The organism is Pseudomonas chaetocerotis (assembly GCF_015712105.2).
Lineage (GTDB): Bacteria > Pseudomonadota > Gammaproteobacteria > Pseudomonadales > Pseudomonadaceae > Aquipseudomonas > Aquipseudomonas chaetocerotis.
The window spans coordinates 791,095-807,038 of record NZ_JACFYX020000001.1; the positions used below are offsets into that span (position 1 = coordinate 791,095).

Below are 15,944 nucleotides of genomic sequence, written 5' to 3' on the forward strand. Positions count from 1 at the left end.
TGCAACTAGATTCAGTTCTTGTCATTGCTGACAGGAATAGACATTGACCCTCGTCAGCACCAGAAAGCCAAGAGCCGACCTGCATCGGCCAGCCTGCGAGGAACCCACCATGTCGCTGTTGATCCGTGGCGCCACCCTGGTCACCCATGAGCAAAGCTACCGCGCCGATGTGCTGTGCGCAGACGGCCTGATCCAGGCCATTGGCGACAACCTCGACGCCCCCGCGGGCTGCCAGGTACTCGACGGCAGCGGCCAGTACCTGATGCCCGGCGGCATCGACCCGCACACCCATATGCAATTGCCCTTCATGGGTACGGTGGCCAGCGAGGACTTCTTCAGCGGTACCGCTGCAGGCCTGGCCGGTGGCACCACCTCGATCATCGACTTCGTGATTCCTAATCCGCAGCAATCCTTGCTGGACGCCTTCCACACCTGGCGCGACTGGGCGAAGAAATCCGCGTCTGACTACGGTTTCCACGTCGCCATCACCTGGTGGAGCGAGCAGGTCGCCGCCGAGATGGGCGAGCTGGTGACGGAGTTCGGGGTCAACAGCTTCAAGCACTTCATGGCCTACAAGAACGCCATCATGGCCGCCGACGACACCCTGGTGGCGAGCTTCGAGCGCTGCCTCGAACTGGGCGCAGTGCCCACCGTGCATGCGGAGAACGGCGAACTGGTCTATCACCTGCAGCAGAAGCTGCTCGCGCAGGGACTGACCGGTCCGGAAGCTCACCCGCTGTCGCGGCCCTCGCAGGTCGAAGGCGAAGCCGCCAGTCGCGCCATCCGCATCGCCGAGACCCTGGGTACACCGCTTTATCTGGTGCATGTCTCGACCCAGGAAGCCCTGGATGAAATCACCTACGCCCGCGCCAAGGGCCAGCCTGTGTACGGCGAGGTGCTCGCCGGCCACCTGCTGCTAGACGACAGCGTGTACCGCCACCCCGACTGGCAGACCGCTGCCGGCTATGTGATGAGTCCACCGTTCCGCCCGCGCGGCCATCAGCAGGCCCTGTGGCGCGGCCTGCAGTCGGGCAACCTGCACACCACCGCCACCGACCACTGCTGCTTCTGCGCCGAACAGAAAGCCGCCGGGCGCGATGACTTCAGCAAGATCCCCAACGGCACCGCCGGCATCGAGGACCGTATGGCGGTGCTCTGGGATGAAGGGGTGGGCAGCGGCAAGTTGTCGATCAATGACTTCGTCGCGCTGACCAGCACCAACACCGCGAAGATCTTCAACATTTACCCGCGCAAGGGCGCGCTGCAGGTCGGTGCCGATGCCGACCTGGTCCTATGGGACCCTCAAGGCACACGGACCATCTCGGCGAAAACCCATCACCAGCAGGTCGACTTCAACATCTTCGAAGGCAAGACCGTGCGCGGCGTACCCAGCCACACCATCAGCGCCGGCAAACTGGTCTGGGTCGATGGCGAGCTGCGCGCCGAACGTGGCGCCGGCCGCTATGTCGAGCGACCGGCCTACCCGGCGGTGTTCGACCTGCTTAGCAAACGAGCCGAGCACAGTCGGCCGGTTGCAGTCGAGCGCTGAGACAGAATCTGGGGCCGTGGGAGGGGCTTTAGCCGCGGAAGATGTTGAGGCTAGAGCCACTCGCGGCTAAAGCGGAACGCCGCCCGGCCCCTCCCACACAGCCCCGGCCGCCGCCGCAACCCATTCCGCCACACCGGCCCGCAGAGGCTGGACGGCCGCTTATCCGCTGTTAACTGCCGAATAAAAGCCACAAAACCGTGAGGCAATTACCGTGATAGACACCCTCAGCCATTTGCCGCGACCGGATGCCGGCACAGCCGAACTGGCCGATCGCTTCAGCGATCTGGCCCCGCCACTCACCGCTCGCCAAGCCGCCCTGGAAAGTTCGCGCTGCCTGTATTGCTACGACGCGCCCTGCGTCAACGCCTGCCCCAGCGAGATCGACATTCCCTCGTTCATCCGCAATATCAGCCACGAGAACATTCAGGGCGCGGCCGAGAAGATTCTCTCGGCCAATATCCTCGGTGGCAGCTGCGCCCGCGTCTGCCCGACGGAAATCCTCTGCCAGCAGGCCTGCGTGCGTAACAACGCCCAGGAATGCGCACCGGTGCTGATTGGCCTGTTGCAGCGCCATGCCATCGACAACGCGCAGTTCAGCGAGCACCCATTCCAGCGCGCCCCGGCCAGCGGCAAGCGCATCGCCGTGGTCGGCGCGGGGCCGGCGGGCTTGTCCTGCGCCCACCGCCTGGCCATGCACGGTCATGAAGTGGTGATCTTCGAGGCCCGCGAGAAAGCCGGCGGCCTCAACGAATACGGCATCGCCAAGTACAAGCTGGTGGATGACTTCGCCCAGCGCGAAGTGGAATTCCTTCTGCAGATCGGCGGCATCGAGATCCGCCACGGCCACAAACTGGGCGACGACCTCAGCCTCAGCGAGCTGCACCAGCAGTTCGACGCCGTGTTTCTCGGCATCGGCCTGGCCGCCAGCAAGCGCCTTGGCCTGCCGGGCGAAGAGGCGCCGGGCCTGCTCGCCGCCACCGACTACATCCGCGAACTGCGCCAGAGCGATGACCTGACCCAGTTGCCCGTGGCCGAGTGCTGCATCGTGCTCGGTGCCGGCAATACCGCCATCGACATGGCCGTGCAGATGAGCAAGCTCGGCGCCCGCGACGTCAATCTGGTCTATCGCCGCGGCTTCGAGGAAATGGGCGCCACCGAACATGAACAGGACATCGCCAAGGCCAACCAGGTACGCCTGCTGACCTGGGCACAACCGGATGCGGTGCTGCTCAACGAGCAGGGCCAGGTGCGCGGCATGCGCTTCGCCCGCACCCGCGTGGAGAACGGCCGGTTGCAGAGCACCGGGCAGACCTTCGAGCTGGCCGCCGACGCCATCTTCAGCGCCATCGGCCAGGCGTTTGACGGTTCAGCCCTGGGCGACCCGCTGGCCCGCGAACTGAAGCGTGAGGGCGAACGCATCTGGGTCGACGCCCAGCTGCAAACCAGCGTGCCCGGCATCTACGCTGGCGGCGACTGCACCGCCCTCGGCCAGGACCTCACCGTTCAGGCCGTGCAACACGGCAAGCTGGCCGCCGAGGCCATCCACTCTCACCTGCTGCTCAATGTGGAGGCCGCATAAATGGCCGATCTATCCATCGAATTCGCCGGCATCAAGGCACCCAACCCCTTCTGGCTGGCCAGCGCGCCGCCCACCGACAAGGCCTACAACGTGGTCCGCGCCTTCGAGGCCGGCTGGGGCGGCGTGGTCTGGAAGACCCTCGGCGAAGACCCGGCCGCGGTCAACGTGTCGTCGCGCTACTCGGCGCACTTCGGCGCTGACAGGAGCATCCTCGGGATCAATAACATCGAGCTGATCACCGACCGCTCGCTGGACATCAACCTGCGCGAAATCACCCAGGTGAAGAAGGACTGGCCGGACCGCGCACTGATCGTGTCCTTGATGGTGCCCTGCGTCGAGGAGTCCTGGAAAACCATCCTGCCGTTGGTGGAAGCCACCGGTTGCGACGGCATCGAGCTGAACTTCGGCTGCCCCCACGGCATGCCCGAGCGCGGCATGGGCGCAGCCGTCGGTCAGGTGCCGGAATACGTGGAGATGGTCACCCGCTGGTGCAAGACCTATTGCTCGCTGCCGGTGATCGTCAAACTGACGCCGAACATCACCGACATTCGCACCTCGGCACGCGCCGCCCATCGCGGCGGCGCCGATGCGGTGTCGCTGATCAACACCATCAACTCGATCACCAGCATCGACCTGGAGCGCATGGTCGCCCACCCCGTGGTCGGCACGCAGAGCACCCACGGCGGCTACTGTGGCTCCGCGGTCAAACCCATCGCCCTGAATATGGTCGCCGAGATCGCCCGCGACCCCGAAACCCGTGGCTTGCCGATCTGCGGCATCGGCGGCATCGGCAGCTGGCGCGACGCGGCGGAGTTCGTGGCGCTGGGCTGCGGCGCGGTGCAGGTATGCACGGCGGCCATGCTGCATGGTTTTCGCATCGTTGAGGAGATGAAGGACGGCCTGTCGCGCTGGATGGACAGTCAGGGCTACGCCAGCCTGCAAGATTTCTCCGGGCGCGCGGTGGGCAATACCACCGACTGGAAGTACCTGGACATCAACTACCAGGTGATCGCCAGGATCGACCAGAACGCCTGCATCGGTTGCGGCCGCTGCCATATCGCCTGCGAAGACACCTCACACCAGGCCATCGCCAGCCTGACCCAGGACGATGGCACGCATAAATACGAAGTGATCGACGCGGAATGCGTGGGCTGCAACCTGTGCCAGATCACCTGCCCAGTGGAGAACTGCATCGAGATGGTGCCCCAGGACAGCGGCAAGCCCTTCCTCGATTGGAACCACGACCCACGCAATCCCTATCGTGTAGCCAGTTGAAAATAACTCGCGACTGAAACGGATCGCCGCCCGCACCCTCCCACAAGAGCACTGCGCATCTGTGGGAGGGACCGGGCGGCGCAATGCTTTGGCCGACGGGGTGAGCCACGACAACGGCTGTGGGAGGAGCTTCAGCCGCGACAAGCAGTGACTGCGATCACGGCTCCAACCCGATCCCACGCAGGATCACCGCAGTGACTGTCTGCACCGCGCGCTCGAACTGTAACTCGGACAGCGCCTGGTGCTCGTTGAGCATGCTCACCTGATGACTGAAATCGGCATAGTGCTGGGTCGAAGCCCAGATCATGTAGAGCAAGGCAGACGGCTCGACGGCCAGGATGCGCTTGTCCTCGACCCATTTACGAATCTTCGCCTCTTTCATCTTCGCCCAGTCGTACAGGCCCTCGTCGAGAGTGACGCCGAGCACCGGCGCACCATGAATGATCTCGTTGGCCCAGACTTTCGAGCCATGCGGCCGACTGCGCGAGTGGTTCATCTTGGCGCGAATGTAGCTGCTCAGCACCACCCGCGGGTCATCGAACACCTCGAAGCACTGGGCATCCTGTTTCCAGACTTCGAGCAGATCGAGCAGCACGGCGCGGTACAGCTCGTCCTTGGTGCTGAAGTAATAGTGCAGGTTCGAACGCGGCAATTCGGCCAGTTCGGCGATATCGGCCATGGCAGTGCCGCCATAGCCTTTCTCGGCGAAGACCTTTTCGGCGGCCAGGAGAATCTTCTTGACGTTGCGACGGCGAATTTCGATTTTGTGGTTGGCCATGGCCGATCCGTTGCGACTAGACGTGCCAAGGCTACCACTGGCGATGCCGACGGAGCGACGGAAAGCCTTGGGCTGCACGCCGCACACAGCTATAATCCGCCAGCTTCAAACGACCGGCACAGCTCCGGTCGCTCCCGCCACCTGTCCGAGGGGCGCTGCAGCAGGCCGGTCGACACCGGTTTGTCAGGCTCGGATGGGGCGTTAACCATACGCATCAACGGCGCCCATTCGCAGACAACGAATGGAGAGCTTTCATGAGCGCTGCTTTTAACGATTTCAAGGTCGCCGACATTTCCCTGGCCGATTGGGGCCGCAAAGAGCTGATCATCGCCGAATCCGAGATGCCGGCACTGATGGGCCTGCGCCGCAAGTACGCCGCCAGCCAGCCGCTGAAAGGCGCGAAGATCCTCGGTTGCATCCACATGACCATCCAGACCGGCGTGCTGATCGAGACGCTGACCGCCCTGGGCGCCGAAGTACGCTGGTCCTCGTGCAACATCTTCTCCACCCAGGATCAGGCCGCTGCCGCCATCGCCGCTGCCGGCATCCCGGTGTTCGCCTGGAAGGGCGAGACCGAAGAAGAGTACGAGTGGTGCATCGAGCAGACCATCCTCAAGGACGGCAAGCCGTGGGACGCCAACATGGTGCTGGACGACGGCGGTGACCTGACCGAGATCCTGCACAAGAAATACCCGCAGATGCTCGAGCGCATCCACGGCGTCACCGAAGAGACCACCACTGGTGTGCACCGCCTGCTCGACATGCTCAAGGCCGGCACCCTGAAAGTCCCGGCGATCAACGTCAACGACGCCGTGACCAAGAGCAAGAACGACAACAAGTACGGCTGCCGCCACAGCCTCAACGACGCCATCAAGCGCGGCACCGACCACCTGCTGTCGGGCAAGCAGGCGCTGGTCATCGGCTACGGCGACGTAGGCAAGGGCTCGGCCCAGTCGCTGCGTCAGGAAGGCATGATCGTCAAGGTTTCCGAGATCGATCCGATCTGCGCCATGCAGGCCTGCATGGACGGCTTCGAGCTGGTTTCGCCCTACAAGAACGGCCTCAATGACGGCACCGAGGCCAGCGTCGATGCTGCGCTGCTGGGCAAGATCGACCTGATCGTTACCACCACCGGTAACGTCAACGTCTGTGATGCCGGCATGCTCAAGGCCCTGAAGAAGCGTGCCGTGGTGTGCAACATCGGCCACTTCGACAACGAGATCGACACCGCATTCATGCGCAAGAACTGGGCGTGGGAAGAGGTCAAGCCGCAGGTGCACAAGATCCACCGCACCGGTGCCGGTACCTTCGATCCGACCAACGACGACTACCTGATCCTGCTGGCCGAAGGTCGTCTGGTGAATCTGGGCAACGCCACTGGCCATCCGAGCCGGATCATGGACGGTTCGTTCGCCAACCAGGTGCTGGCGCAGATCTTCCTGTTCGAGCAGAAGTTCGCCGACCTCTCCGCCGAGAAGAAGGCCGAGCGCCTGACCGTCGAAGTACTGCCGAAGAAGCTCGACGAAGAAGTGGCGCTGGAAATGGTCAAAGGCTTCGGCGGCGTGGTCACCCAACTGACCAAGCAGCAGGCCGAGTACATCGGCGTGGCCGTGGAAGGCCCGTTCAAGCCGGACGCCTACCGCTACTAATGCGTAGGGTGGATAAGCCCATGGCTTATCCACCGCCGACCTCCCGCAAGGTGGATGGAAGAACGCCATCCACCCTACGTCTCCAAGGCTAGAAACCCTATGAGCCAAGAACGCCGCTACAGCTTCGAGTTCTTCCCTACCAAGACCGAAGCCGGGCATGAAAAACTGATGGACGTGGCGCGCCAGCTGGCGACCTACAACCCCGACTTCTTCTCCTGCACTTATGGCGCCGGCGGCTCGACACGCGACCGCACCCTCAACACCGTGCTGCAGCTCGATGGCGAGATCAAGGTGCCCACCGCCCCGCACCTGTCCTGCGTGGGTGACAGCAAGGCCGAACTGCGCGAGCTGCTGAATCTGTACAAGAATGCCGGCATCAAGCGCATCGTTGCCCTGCGTGGTGACCTGCCATCCGGCATGGGCATGGCCAGCGGCGAGCTGCGCTACGCCAATGAGCTGGTCGAGTTCATTCGCACCGAAACTGGTGATCACTTCCATATCGAAATCGCGGCCTACCCGGAGATGCATCCGCAGGCGCGCAACTTCGAGGACGATATCGCCAACTTCGTGCGCAAGGCAAAGGCCGGTGCCGACAGCGCCATCACCCAGTACTTCTTCAACGCCGACAGCTACTTCTACTTCGTCGAGCGCGTACAGAAACTGGGCGTGGATATTCCGGTGGTGCCGGGCATCATGCCGATCACCAACTACAGCAAGCTGGCGCGCTTCTCCGACGCCTGTGGCGCAGAAATCCCACGCTGGGTACGCAAGCAACTGGAAGCCTACGGTGACGACGCCGACAGCATTCGCGTCTTCGGCGAACAGGTCATCAGCGAGATGTGCGAACGCCTGCTGCAAGGCGGCGCGCCCGGCCTGCACTTCTACAGCATGAACCTGGCTGGCCCCAGCCTGGCCATCTGGAACAATCTCAAGCTGCCGCGTTAACAGGCTGCTTACTCACAGGCTGCCCACCTCGGGCAGCCTGCTCGCTTCACCCTCCCGCCTTGCCGCCGAAGGATCGCCCCTCATGCTCAAACGCACCAAGATCAACGCCTCTGTCAGCCCCAAGGGCAGCCTGGAAACTCTCTCGCAGCGCGAAGTACAGCAACTGCGCGAAACCGGCTCCGGCGGCGTTTATCGCCTGTTCCGCCAGTGCGCACTGGCGATCCTCAATACCGGCTCGCACAGCGACAACGCCAAGACCATCCTCGAGGCCTACCCGGACTTCGAAGTGAAGATTCACCAGCAGGATCGCGGCATCCGCCTGGAGTTGATCAACGCTCCGGCTGACGCCTTCGTCGATGGGGAGATGATTGCCAGCACCCGCGAGATGCTGTTCAGCGCCCTGCGCGACATCGTCTACACGCAGAGTGAGCTGGAGAACAAGCGCATCGACCTGGACAGCTCCGAAGGCATCACCGATTACGTCTTCCATCTGTTGCGCAACGCCCAGACCCTGCGCAGCGGCGTCGAACCGAAGATGGTGGTGTGCTGGGGCGGCCACTCGATCAGCACCGAGGAATACAAGTACACCAAGAAGGTCGGTCACGAACTCGGTCTGCGCGGCCTGGACATCTGCACCGGCTGCGGCCCGGGCGTGATGAAAGGGCCCATGAAGGGCGCCACCATCAGCCACGCCAAGCAGCGCAACCTCAAGGGCCGCTACCTGGGCCTGACCGAACCGGGCATCATCGCTGCCGAAGCGCCGAATCCGATCGTCAACGAGCTGGTCATCCTGCCGGACATCGAGAAGCGCCTGGAAGCCTTCGTCCGCGTCGGCCACGGCATCATCATTTTCCCCGGCGGCGCCGGCACTGCCGAAGAGTTCCTCTACCTGCTGGGCATCCTCACCCACCCGGACAACCAGGATCTGCCCTTCCCGGTCATCCTTACCGGCCCGAAGAGCGCCGGCCCGTACCTGCAGCAGTTGCATGATTTCATCGGGGCGACCCTCGGCGAGGCCGCTCAGCAGCGCTATCGCATGATCGTCAACGACCCGACCGAGGTCGCCCGTGAAATGGCCGTCGGCATCAAGGCCGTGCGCCAGTTCCGCCGCGAGCGAAACGACGCATTCCACTTCAACTGGTTGCTGAAGATCGACGAAAGCTTCCAGCACCCGTTCGAGCCGAGCCACGAAGCCATGGCCAGCCTCAACCTGACCCGTGAACAACCACTGCATCACCTGGCCGCCAACCTGCGTCGTGCGTTCTCCGGCATCGTCGCGGGCAACGTCAAGGAGAACGGCATCCGCCTGATCGAGGAGCACGGCCCCTACGAGATTCGCGGAGAAACCACCATCATGCGCCCGCTGGATCGCCTGCTGCAGGCCTTCGTCGAGCAGCACCGCATGAAGCTACCGGGTGGCAGTGCCTATGAGCCCTGCTATCGGGTAGTCGACTGAGGCTGCGCAAGACGCACTTTCAAGGCACCGGCAAAATCGATAATCTGGCGCGATGCCATTATTCCAGCGCCAGATTATCGCCATCCTCTTGCTATGCTGTTGCGCTTTCTCCGCACGCGGTGAAACGCTGCGCCTGGTCACGGATGCCTGGGCGCCCTACGTCTACGAGGAAAACGGCCAGGCCGCAGGCCTCGACTACGAGATCACCCGCGAGGTGCTACAGCGCCTGGGGGTCAAGCTGGACCTGCAATTTCTGCCCTGGAAGCGCTGCCTGCTGGAGCTGGAACTGGGCCATGCAGACGGCATCCTGGATATTTTCCATCTGCCCGAGCGCGAGGCGAGCATGCTCTTCGTCGAAGAGCCGCTGAGTGATGTCGAACTCGTGCTGTTCTACGCACGTAACCGCCCCTACCCCTATGAGAGCCTGGAAGACTTGCGTGACCTGGTGATCGGCATCTCACCGGGCTACTGGTACAACGACGAAACCTTCCGCAACTCGCCCTTGTTCAGTCGCGAAGAGGCTCCGACTCACGAGGCCAATCTGGGCAAGCTGATCCGCCATCGCGTCGATCTGGTCATCAACGACCGTCGCGCCGGCCTCTATCTGACCACTCAGCTGGGCTTGCAACCGCAGGTCGACTACAACCGCAAGGCAGTCGGCCATGACCGCATGTACCTCGCACTGCGCCACGACCCTGCCCTGGCACACCTGGCCAAAGACTTCGCTGACGAGCTGCGCCGCTTCAAGCGCGAGCCTGCCTACGCCCAATTGCAGCAGCGCTACGCCAACCCTGAACGACTCAAGCCGTGAACCAACCGACAGGCTGGTAGCTGCGCAAGGCCTCAGCTCTGTTATACTCGGGACTTCCCGCCAGGCTTGCGCCCGGATGCTAGCTCCCAGAAGCCAGCAGTACCGGACGGGATCACGCCCCCCACGTGTGATTCAAGCCAGGCTCTACACCCCCAGGGCCACGCCCTCACTTAGTACAGGATTGCTCATGTCCTTTGCCTCCCTCGGTCTCTCCGAGGCTCTAGTCCGTGCGGTCGAGTCCGCCGGCTACACCCAACCCACTCCGGTGCAACAGCGGGCCATTCCCGCCGTGTTGCAAGGTCGCGATCTCATGGTGGCGGCCCAGACGGGTACAGGTAAGACGGGCGGTTTCGCCCTGCCGATCCTCGAACGCCTGTTTCCGGGCGGTCATCCGGATCGCGAACAACGTCACGGCCCGAAACAACCTCGCGTGCTGGTGCTGACACCCACTCGCGAACTGGCCGCCCAGGTGCATGACAGCTTCAAGGTCTATGCCCGCGATTTGAAATTCGTCAGCGCCTGCATTTTCGGCGGCGTTGGCATGAACCCTCAGGTCCAGGCCCTGGCCAAGGGCGTCGACGTACTGGTGGCCTGCCCCGGTCGCCTGCTCGACCTGGCTAATCAGAAAGCCATCGACCTGTCTCATGTCGAAATCCTCGTGCTCGATGAAGCCGACCGCATGCTCGACATGGGCTTCATTCATGACGTCAAGAAGGTGCTGGCCAAACTTCCGACACAGCGCCAGAACCTGCTGTTCTCGGCGACCTTCTCCAAGGACATCACTGACCTCGCCGGCAAGCTGCTGCACAACCCCGAGCGCATCGAGGTCACGCCGCCAAACACCACGGTCGAGCGCATCGAACAGCGCGTGTTCCGCCTGGCTTCCAGCCACAAGCGCGCCCTGCTCGCCCACCTGATCACCCAGGGCGCCTGGGAACAGGTGCTGGTCTTCACCCGCACCAAGCACGGCGCCAACCGCCTGGCCGAGTACCTCGACAAGCATGGTCTGCCGGCTGCCGCGATCCATGGCAACAAGAGCCAGAACGCGCGCACCAAGGCCCTGGCCGATTTCAAGGCCAACCAGGTACGCATCCTGGTGGCCACCGATATCGCCGCACGCGGCCTGGATATCGACCAACTGCCGCACGTGGTCAACTTCGAGCTGCCCAACGTCGAGGAAGACTACGTCCACCGCATCGGCCGTACTGGCCGTGCTGGCCGTAGCGGCGAGGCCATCTCGCTGGTCGCTCCGGACGAAGAGAAGCTGCTGAAAAGCATCGAACGCATGACCAAGCAGAAGATCCCCGACGGCGACCTGCTGGGCTTCGATGCCAGCACCGTCGAGGCCGAGCGCCCGGAAACCCGCGAACCGCGCCAGCCGCGTGGGCAGAAGCCAGCCAAGGCGCAGAACGCCCAGGGCGGCGACAAGCCCAAGGGCGAGCGCAACAACGGTGGTCGCAGAGACAAGGGCAAGGACAGCGGCAAGGATCAGAAAGCCAAGCCGCAACAGCAAGGCCAGGGCCAGAATCGCCGTGGTCAGCAGCCTCGCAACCAGAGTCGTGGCGCTGCGCCGGCTGTTCCACCACTGCCTCCAGATCGCGACCCGGAAGAGTTCCTCGACGACGAAATCGATAATTTCGGCAATCGTGCCGATTACGTACCGGTGCAGAACAAGCCGCAAGGTCGCGGCCGTCGCACAGGCGGCGGGACGGCTGGCAATGGCGCCGCTCAGGGCCAAGGCCAGAGAGCCAACAGCAACAACAGGCAGCCCCGCAGCAACGCAGGCGGCAACCCAGGCACCCCCGGCAAGAATCGCCGTCAAGGTGGCCAGGGTGGTCAAGGCCGTAACGGCGGTGGTCGTGGCCGACCGGCGGACGGTCGTATCACCTCGCTGGATCGCGATGAGCTGCCACGCGCCGAAGCGGCCGTGCGCAACCCGCGCGAAAAGCAGCCCATCATCGTGCACAAGGGCTCGCGCCTGGATCGTTTCCCTAGCGCTGAGCAGCTCGACGAGCTGAGCAACAGCACTCGTCCACGCAGCGAGAAACCGGCGCTGCTGACGCGTAACCGCGAAGAGTAAGCTGCCCGCTAACGAAAACGCCGCCCATCGGGCGGCGTTTTTCATGGTGCGCTGGCGTGTCCGTTGCGCGGGGTGCGCCGTGCGCACCGATGACCCGCCTCGCCCCTTTTACTACTGACGAACACCTTCGACCGAAATGATCAGCTCGACGGTTTGCGAAGCCGGGCCGAGATCCATGGAAATGTCGAAGTCCTTCAGCGTCAGGGTGGTGGTGCCTTCGAAGCCAGCGCGATAGCCGCCCCACGGATCCTTGCCTTCACCGATGAACTTGGCAGCGATCACCACAGGTTTGGTCACGCCGTTCAGAGTCAGGTTGCCGGTCACGTCAGCAGTGCCTTCGCCAGTGGACTTGACCGAAGTGGATTCGAAGGTGGCAGTAGCGTGCTTGCTCGCATTGAGGAAGTCGGCACTGCGGATGTGCTTGTCACGCTCGGCGTGATTGGTGTCGACGCTGGCGGTCTTCAGGGTCACGTTGACCTTGCTCGCCTCGGGGTTGGCAGCATCGAAGCTGAACGTGCCGTCGAAGTCCTTGAAGGTGCCGTACAGCCAGCTGTAGCCCAGGTGGCTGATCTTGAAGTTGACGAAGGCGTGCTGGCCTTGCTTGTCGATGGCGTAATCAGCCGCCACGGCCTGGCCGCCGATAAGAGCGGAGCCCAGAACCAGTGCAGCGAGGGCATTCTTCAACATGGGTGTTCTCCTTGCGAGGTTGTCGATCTAGATGGGCATGAGCCCGGTTATGAATTGCTTCAGCGCCCAAACATCCGCAGCAGGGTGCTGTCGCGGTCGATGAAATGGTGTTTGAGAGCGGCCAGGCCATGCAGGCCGGCGAAAATCACCAGCCCCCAGGCCAGGTATTCGTGAATCGCCCCAGCAATGTCTTCCTGTTGCGCGATACCCGTCAGGGTCGCCGGCACACTGAACAAGCCAAACACCTCGATACCACGGCCATCGGCGGTGGAAATCAGGTAGCCGGAAATCATCACGCCGAACAGGCCCAGATAGAGGGCGCCATGCCCCAGCCTGGAGGCCAGGCGCGTGAGCCGGCCGTGACTGGCCAGGGCTGCCGGGGCCGGGCTGCACAAACGCCACAGAACCCGCAGCAGCATCACGGCGAACAGCAGGATGCCGATGCTCTTGTGCAGATCAGGCGCACTCTGACGCCACGGATCGTAGTAGCTGAGCCCCACCATCCAGAAGCCGAGGGCGAACAGGCCGAACACAGCCAAGGCCACCAGCCAATGCAGCACGACGCTGACCAGACCATAACGAGCAGAGGTATTACGCCATTGCATGGGAGCGTCCCTAATTCGGTTCCGGGCAAGATTAACGACAAATATATCGATTTAAAATGGAAAATTTCGCTACGAAACATCGAGAAATGCGATATCTCATTTCGGCTTACTTTTGCAAATCAGTTTAGTTCAACGCACCCGTTGCAGAGTTGATCGGCAGCAACATGGACTGTGCATTGCACCAGACCAGCGGCAACGAGCACGTCTCAGCGGTGGCTTCTGGTAGGCTGTGCCGCCGGACACTGGGAGATTCCTCATGAGCCTGAACGACCACTGGATGCAACGCGACCTCGACGTGTTGTGGCACCCCTGCACCCAGATGAAGGATCACGAACGCCTGCCGCTGGTGGCGATTCGCAAGGCCTCTGGTGTATGGCTGGAGGACTTCGACGGCAAGCGCTACCTGGACGCGGTCAGCTCCTGGTGGGTCAACGTGTTCGGCCACGCCAACCCGCGCATCAATGCGCGCATTCGCGATCAGTTGGACAGTCTCGAGCACGTGATGCTCGCCGGCTTCACCCACCAACCGGTCATCGAGCTATCCGAGCGCCTGGTGCAGATCACCCCGGCCGGCCTGAACAAGGTGTTTTACGCCGACAACGGTTCATCGGGCATCGAAGTGGCGCTGAAAATGAGCTTCCACTACTGGCTCAACAGCGGCCAGGCGAGTAAGAAGCGCTTCGTCACCCTGAGCAACAGCTACCACGGTGAAACGGTCGCAGCGATGTCGGTGGGCGACGTGTCGCTGTTCACCGACACCTATAAACCCCTGCTGCTGGACACCCTCAAGGTGCCCAGCCCAGACTGCTACCTGCGCGCGGAGGGCGTGAGCTGGGAAGCGCACTCACGCGCCATGTTCGCCCATATGGAACGGACGCTGGCCGAGCATCATCATGAGGTCGCAGCAGTGATCGTCGAGCCGCTGATCCAGGGCGCTGGCGGTATGCGCATGTATCACCCGGTCTACCTCAAACTGCTGCGCGAAGCCTGCAACCGCTACGGCGTGCACCTGATCCACGACGAGATCGCCGTCGGCTTCGGACGCACCGGCACGATGTTCGCCTGCGAGCAGGCCGGCATCACCCCGGATTTCCTGGTGCTGTCCAAGGCACTGACCGGTGGTTACCTGCCGATGGCCGCGGTACTGACCACCGATGAGGTCTACAGCGCGTTCTACGACGACTACGCCACCCTGCGCGCCTTCCTTCACTCGCACACCTACACCGGTAACCCGCTGGCCTGCGCCGCCGCGCTGGCGACCCTGGACATCTTCCGTGATGACAATGTGATCGAGCGCAACAAGGCCCTTGCTACGCACATGGCCAGTGCTACCGCGCACCTGGCCGAGCACCCGCATGTTGCCGAAGTGCGCCAGACCGGCATGGCCCTGGCCATTGAGATGGTGCAGGACAAAGCCAGCAAAACAGCCTACCCCTGGCAGGAGCGGCGTGGACTGCGCGTCTACCAGCACGCACTGGAGCGGGGTGCGCTGCTGCGCCCGTTGGGCAGCGTGGTGTATTTCCTGCCGCCCTACGTCATCACATCCGAGGAGATCGATTTCCTCGCCGATGTGGCCAGCGAAGGCATCGATATCGCCACACGCGAATCAGTCAGCGTGGCGGTGGATAACCGTTTTCCCGATCATCGCGATCCAGGTTGAGCGAGCCAATAGCGAAACCCGGTGCGCACGGCGCACCCTACGGCAAGGGCAGCGCTTTTCCGTAGGGTGCGCTGCGCGCACCGGCGCTTTAAACTCGCCGCTTCGAACTTGCCGCCTGTAGCTGTCTTTATGCGCCTATCCCGTTTTTTCATCGATGCCCCACTCTCCCTCGGCCAACACGACCTACCCGAGGCGCAGGCCCATTACATCGGCCGCGTGCTGCGCCACGCGGCGGGTGACGCCGTGCAGTTGTTCGACGGCAGTGGCCAGGAATACCTCGGCGAGCTGATCGAAGTGGGCAAGAAAAGCGTACGCGTCGAACTGCGCGAAGCCATCGCTGGACTCAGCGAATCCCCTTTGCGCATTCATCTCGGCCAAGGCCTGTCGCGCGGCGAACGCATGGACTGGGCCATCCAGAAAGCGACCGAACTGGGCGCTAACGAGATCACCCCGATCATCTCGGCTCGCTGCGAGGTGCGCCTGAAGGACGAACGCACCGACAAGCGCATGGCACATTGGCGCCAGGTGGCGATCAGTGCCTGCGAACAATGCGGCCGCTCGGTGCTTCCGGTGATCAACCCGCCGCTGGAACTGGCCGCCTGGTTGCAAAGGACCGAAGCGGACCTGAAGCTGGTGCTGCACCCTGTCGCAGCGCCCCTGCAAAGCCACGAAAAACCGAACAGCCTGGCCTTTCTGATCGGTCCGGAAGGCGGTTTGAGCGATGCCGAAGTGGATCAGGCTAAAGTCTCTGGCTTTCATGCAGCCCGCCTCGGCCCCCGCGTTCTACGCACGGAAACGGCTCCCGTGGTGGCGCTGAGCGTCGCCCAACAGCTCTGGGGCGACCTCCAGGCGTAAAATGTCGCCTTGCCG

Annotated in this window: 13 protein-coding genes and 1 riboswitch; of the genes, 10 read left to right on the plus strand and 3 right to left on the minus strand. The window is 63.0% G+C overall.

All coding sequences use genetic code 11. The features are described from left to right. The first annotated feature begins 109 nt into the window (after positions 1–109). From hydA to preA, 3 genes are all read left to right on the plus strand, one after another. Positions 110–1,549 (plus strand): dihydropyrimidinase, encoded by a 1,440-nt coding sequence (hydA, locus tag H3221_RS03605; RefSeq protein ID WP_196475488.1) that lies wholly within the window; start codon positions 110–112, stop codon positions 1,547–1,549. A 211-nt stretch (positions 1,550–1,760) separates the two neighbouring features. Further along, positions 1,761–3,128, plus strand: a complete 1,368-nt coding sequence (locus tag H3221_RS03610; RefSeq protein WP_196475487.1) for an NAD(P)-dependent oxidoreductase — start codon at positions 1,761–1,763, stop codon at positions 3,126–3,128. Then, positions 3,129–4,403, plus strand: coding sequence for an NAD-dependent dihydropyrimidine dehydrogenase subunit PreA (gene preA, locus H3221_RS03615; RefSeq protein WP_196475486.1), 1,275 nt, complete (start codon positions 3,129–3,131; stop codon positions 4,401–4,403). Between the two features lie 157 nt (positions 4,404–4,560). Here the strand turns inward: preA and H3221_RS03620 are convergent, their stop codons facing one another. Continuing rightward, positions 4,561–5,181 carry a TetR/AcrR family transcriptional regulator gene (locus H3221_RS03620; RefSeq protein ID WP_196475485.1) on the minus strand — a complete coding sequence of 207 codons (621 nt, stop codon included), beginning with the start codon at positions 5,179–5,181 and terminating at the stop codon, positions 4,561–4,563. A gap of 141 nt (positions 5,182–5,322) precedes the next feature. Further along, a riboswitch (S-adenosyl-L-homocysteine riboswitch) is annotated at positions 5,323–5,414 on the plus strand. Positions 5,415–5,435: 21 nt separating this feature from the next. Here H3221_RS03620 and ahcY point away from each other — a divergent pair. The 5 genes from ahcY (at position 5,436) to H3221_RS03645 (ending at position 12,122) form a co-directional block, all read left to right on the plus strand. After that, complete coding sequence (ahcY, locus tag H3221_RS03625) at positions 5,436–6,830, plus strand: adenosylhomocysteinase (RefSeq protein ID WP_196475484.1); 1,395 nt, start codon at positions 5,436–5,438, stop codon at positions 6,828–6,830. A 99-nt stretch (positions 6,831–6,929) separates the two neighbouring features. Beyond that, the gene (gene metF / locus H3221_RS03630; protein ID WP_196475483.1) at positions 6,930–7,775 is read left to right on the plus strand and encodes a methylenetetrahydrofolate reductase [NAD(P)H]; all 846 of its coding nucleotides are present in this window, start codon (positions 6,930–6,932) and stop codon (positions 7,773–7,775) included. 82 nt (positions 7,776–7,857) lie between these two features. Next, positions 7,858–9,231 (plus strand): nucleotide 5'-monophosphate nucleosidase PpnN, encoded by a 1,374-nt coding sequence (gene ppnN / locus H3221_RS03635; protein ID WP_196475482.1) that lies wholly within the window; start codon positions 7,858–7,860, stop codon positions 9,229–9,231. 52 nt (positions 9,232–9,283) lie between these two features. Continuing rightward, positions 9,284–10,042 carry a substrate-binding periplasmic protein gene (locus tag H3221_RS03640; protein WP_196475481.1) on the plus strand — a complete coding sequence of 253 codons (759 nt, stop codon included), beginning with the start codon at positions 9,284–9,286 and terminating at the stop codon, positions 10,040–10,042. A gap of 187 nt (positions 10,043–10,229) precedes the next feature. Further along, positions 10,230–12,122 (plus strand): DEAD/DEAH box helicase, encoded by a 1,893-nt coding sequence (locus H3221_RS03645; protein ID WP_196475480.1) that lies wholly within the window; start codon positions 10,230–10,232, stop codon positions 12,120–12,122. 111 nt (positions 12,123–12,233) lie between these two features. Here the strand turns inward: H3221_RS03645 and H3221_RS03650 are convergent, their stop codons facing one another. Together H3221_RS03650 and H3221_RS03655 are read right to left on the minus strand one after the other, a co-directional pair. After that, positions 12,234–12,809, minus strand: coding sequence for a YceI family protein (locus H3221_RS03650; protein ID WP_090336017.1), 576 nt, complete (start codon positions 12,807–12,809; stop codon positions 12,234–12,236). 59 nt (positions 12,810–12,868) lie between these two features. Continuing rightward, positions 12,869–13,414, minus strand: coding sequence for a cytochrome b (locus H3221_RS03655; RefSeq protein ID WP_196475479.1), 546 nt, complete (start codon positions 13,412–13,414; stop codon positions 12,869–12,871). Between the two features lie 256 nt (positions 13,415–13,670). Here H3221_RS03655 and H3221_RS03660 point away from each other — a divergent pair, with 256 nt between their 5' ends. After that, a complete protein-coding gene (locus tag H3221_RS03660) occupies positions 13,671–15,074 on the plus strand; it encodes an adenosylmethionine--8-amino-7-oxononanoate transaminase (protein ID WP_196475478.1) in 1,404 nt (467 codons plus the stop codon). Positions 15,075–15,203: 129 nt separating this feature from the next. Continuing rightward, positions 15,204–15,929, plus strand: coding sequence for a 16S rRNA (uracil(1498)-N(3))-methyltransferase (locus H3221_RS03665; RefSeq protein WP_192980356.1), 726 nt, complete (start codon positions 15,204–15,206; stop codon positions 15,927–15,929). Positions 15,930–15,944 lie beyond the last annotated feature (15 nt).

Coding starts and splice junctions, on each gene's coding strand:
- hydA (WP_196475488.1), top strand. CDS start 110: ATGTCGCTGTTGATCCGTGGCGCCACCCTGGTCACCCATGAGCAAAGC.
- preA (WP_196475486.1), top strand. CDS start 3,129: ATGGCCGATCTATCCATCGAATTCGCCGGCATCAAGGCACCCAACCCC.
- H3221_RS03620 (WP_196475485.1), bottom strand. CDS start 5,181: ATGGCCAACCACAAAATCGAAATTCGCCGTCGCAACGTCAAGAAGATT.
- ahcY (WP_196475484.1), top strand. CDS start 5,436: ATGAGCGCTGCTTTTAACGATTTCAAGGTCGCCGACATTTCCCTGGCC.
- metF (WP_196475483.1), top strand. CDS start 6,930: ATGAGCCAAGAACGCCGCTACAGCTTCGAGTTCTTCCCTACCAAGACC.
- ppnN (WP_196475482.1), top strand. CDS start 7,858: ATGCTCAAACGCACCAAGATCAACGCCTCTGTCAGCCCCAAGGGCAGC.
- H3221_RS03640 (WP_196475481.1), top strand. CDS start 9,284: ATGCCATTATTCCAGCGCCAGATTATCGCCATCCTCTTGCTATGCTGT.
- H3221_RS03645 (WP_196475480.1), top strand. CDS start 10,230: ATGTCCTTTGCCTCCCTCGGTCTCTCCGAGGCTCTAGTCCGTGCGGTC.
- H3221_RS03650 (WP_090336017.1), bottom strand. CDS start 12,809: ATGTTGAAGAATGCCCTCGCTGCACTGGTTCTGGGCTCCGCTCTTATC.
- H3221_RS03655 (WP_196475479.1), bottom strand. CDS start 13,414: ATGCAATGGCGTAATACCTCTGCTCGTTATGGTCTGGTCAGCGTCGTG.
- H3221_RS03660 (WP_196475478.1), top strand. CDS start 13,671: ATGAGCCTGAACGACCACTGGATGCAACGCGACCTCGACGTGTTGTGG.
- H3221_RS03665 (WP_192980356.1), top strand. CDS start 15,204: ATGCGCCTATCCCGTTTTTTCATCGATGCCCCACTCTCCCTCGGCCAA.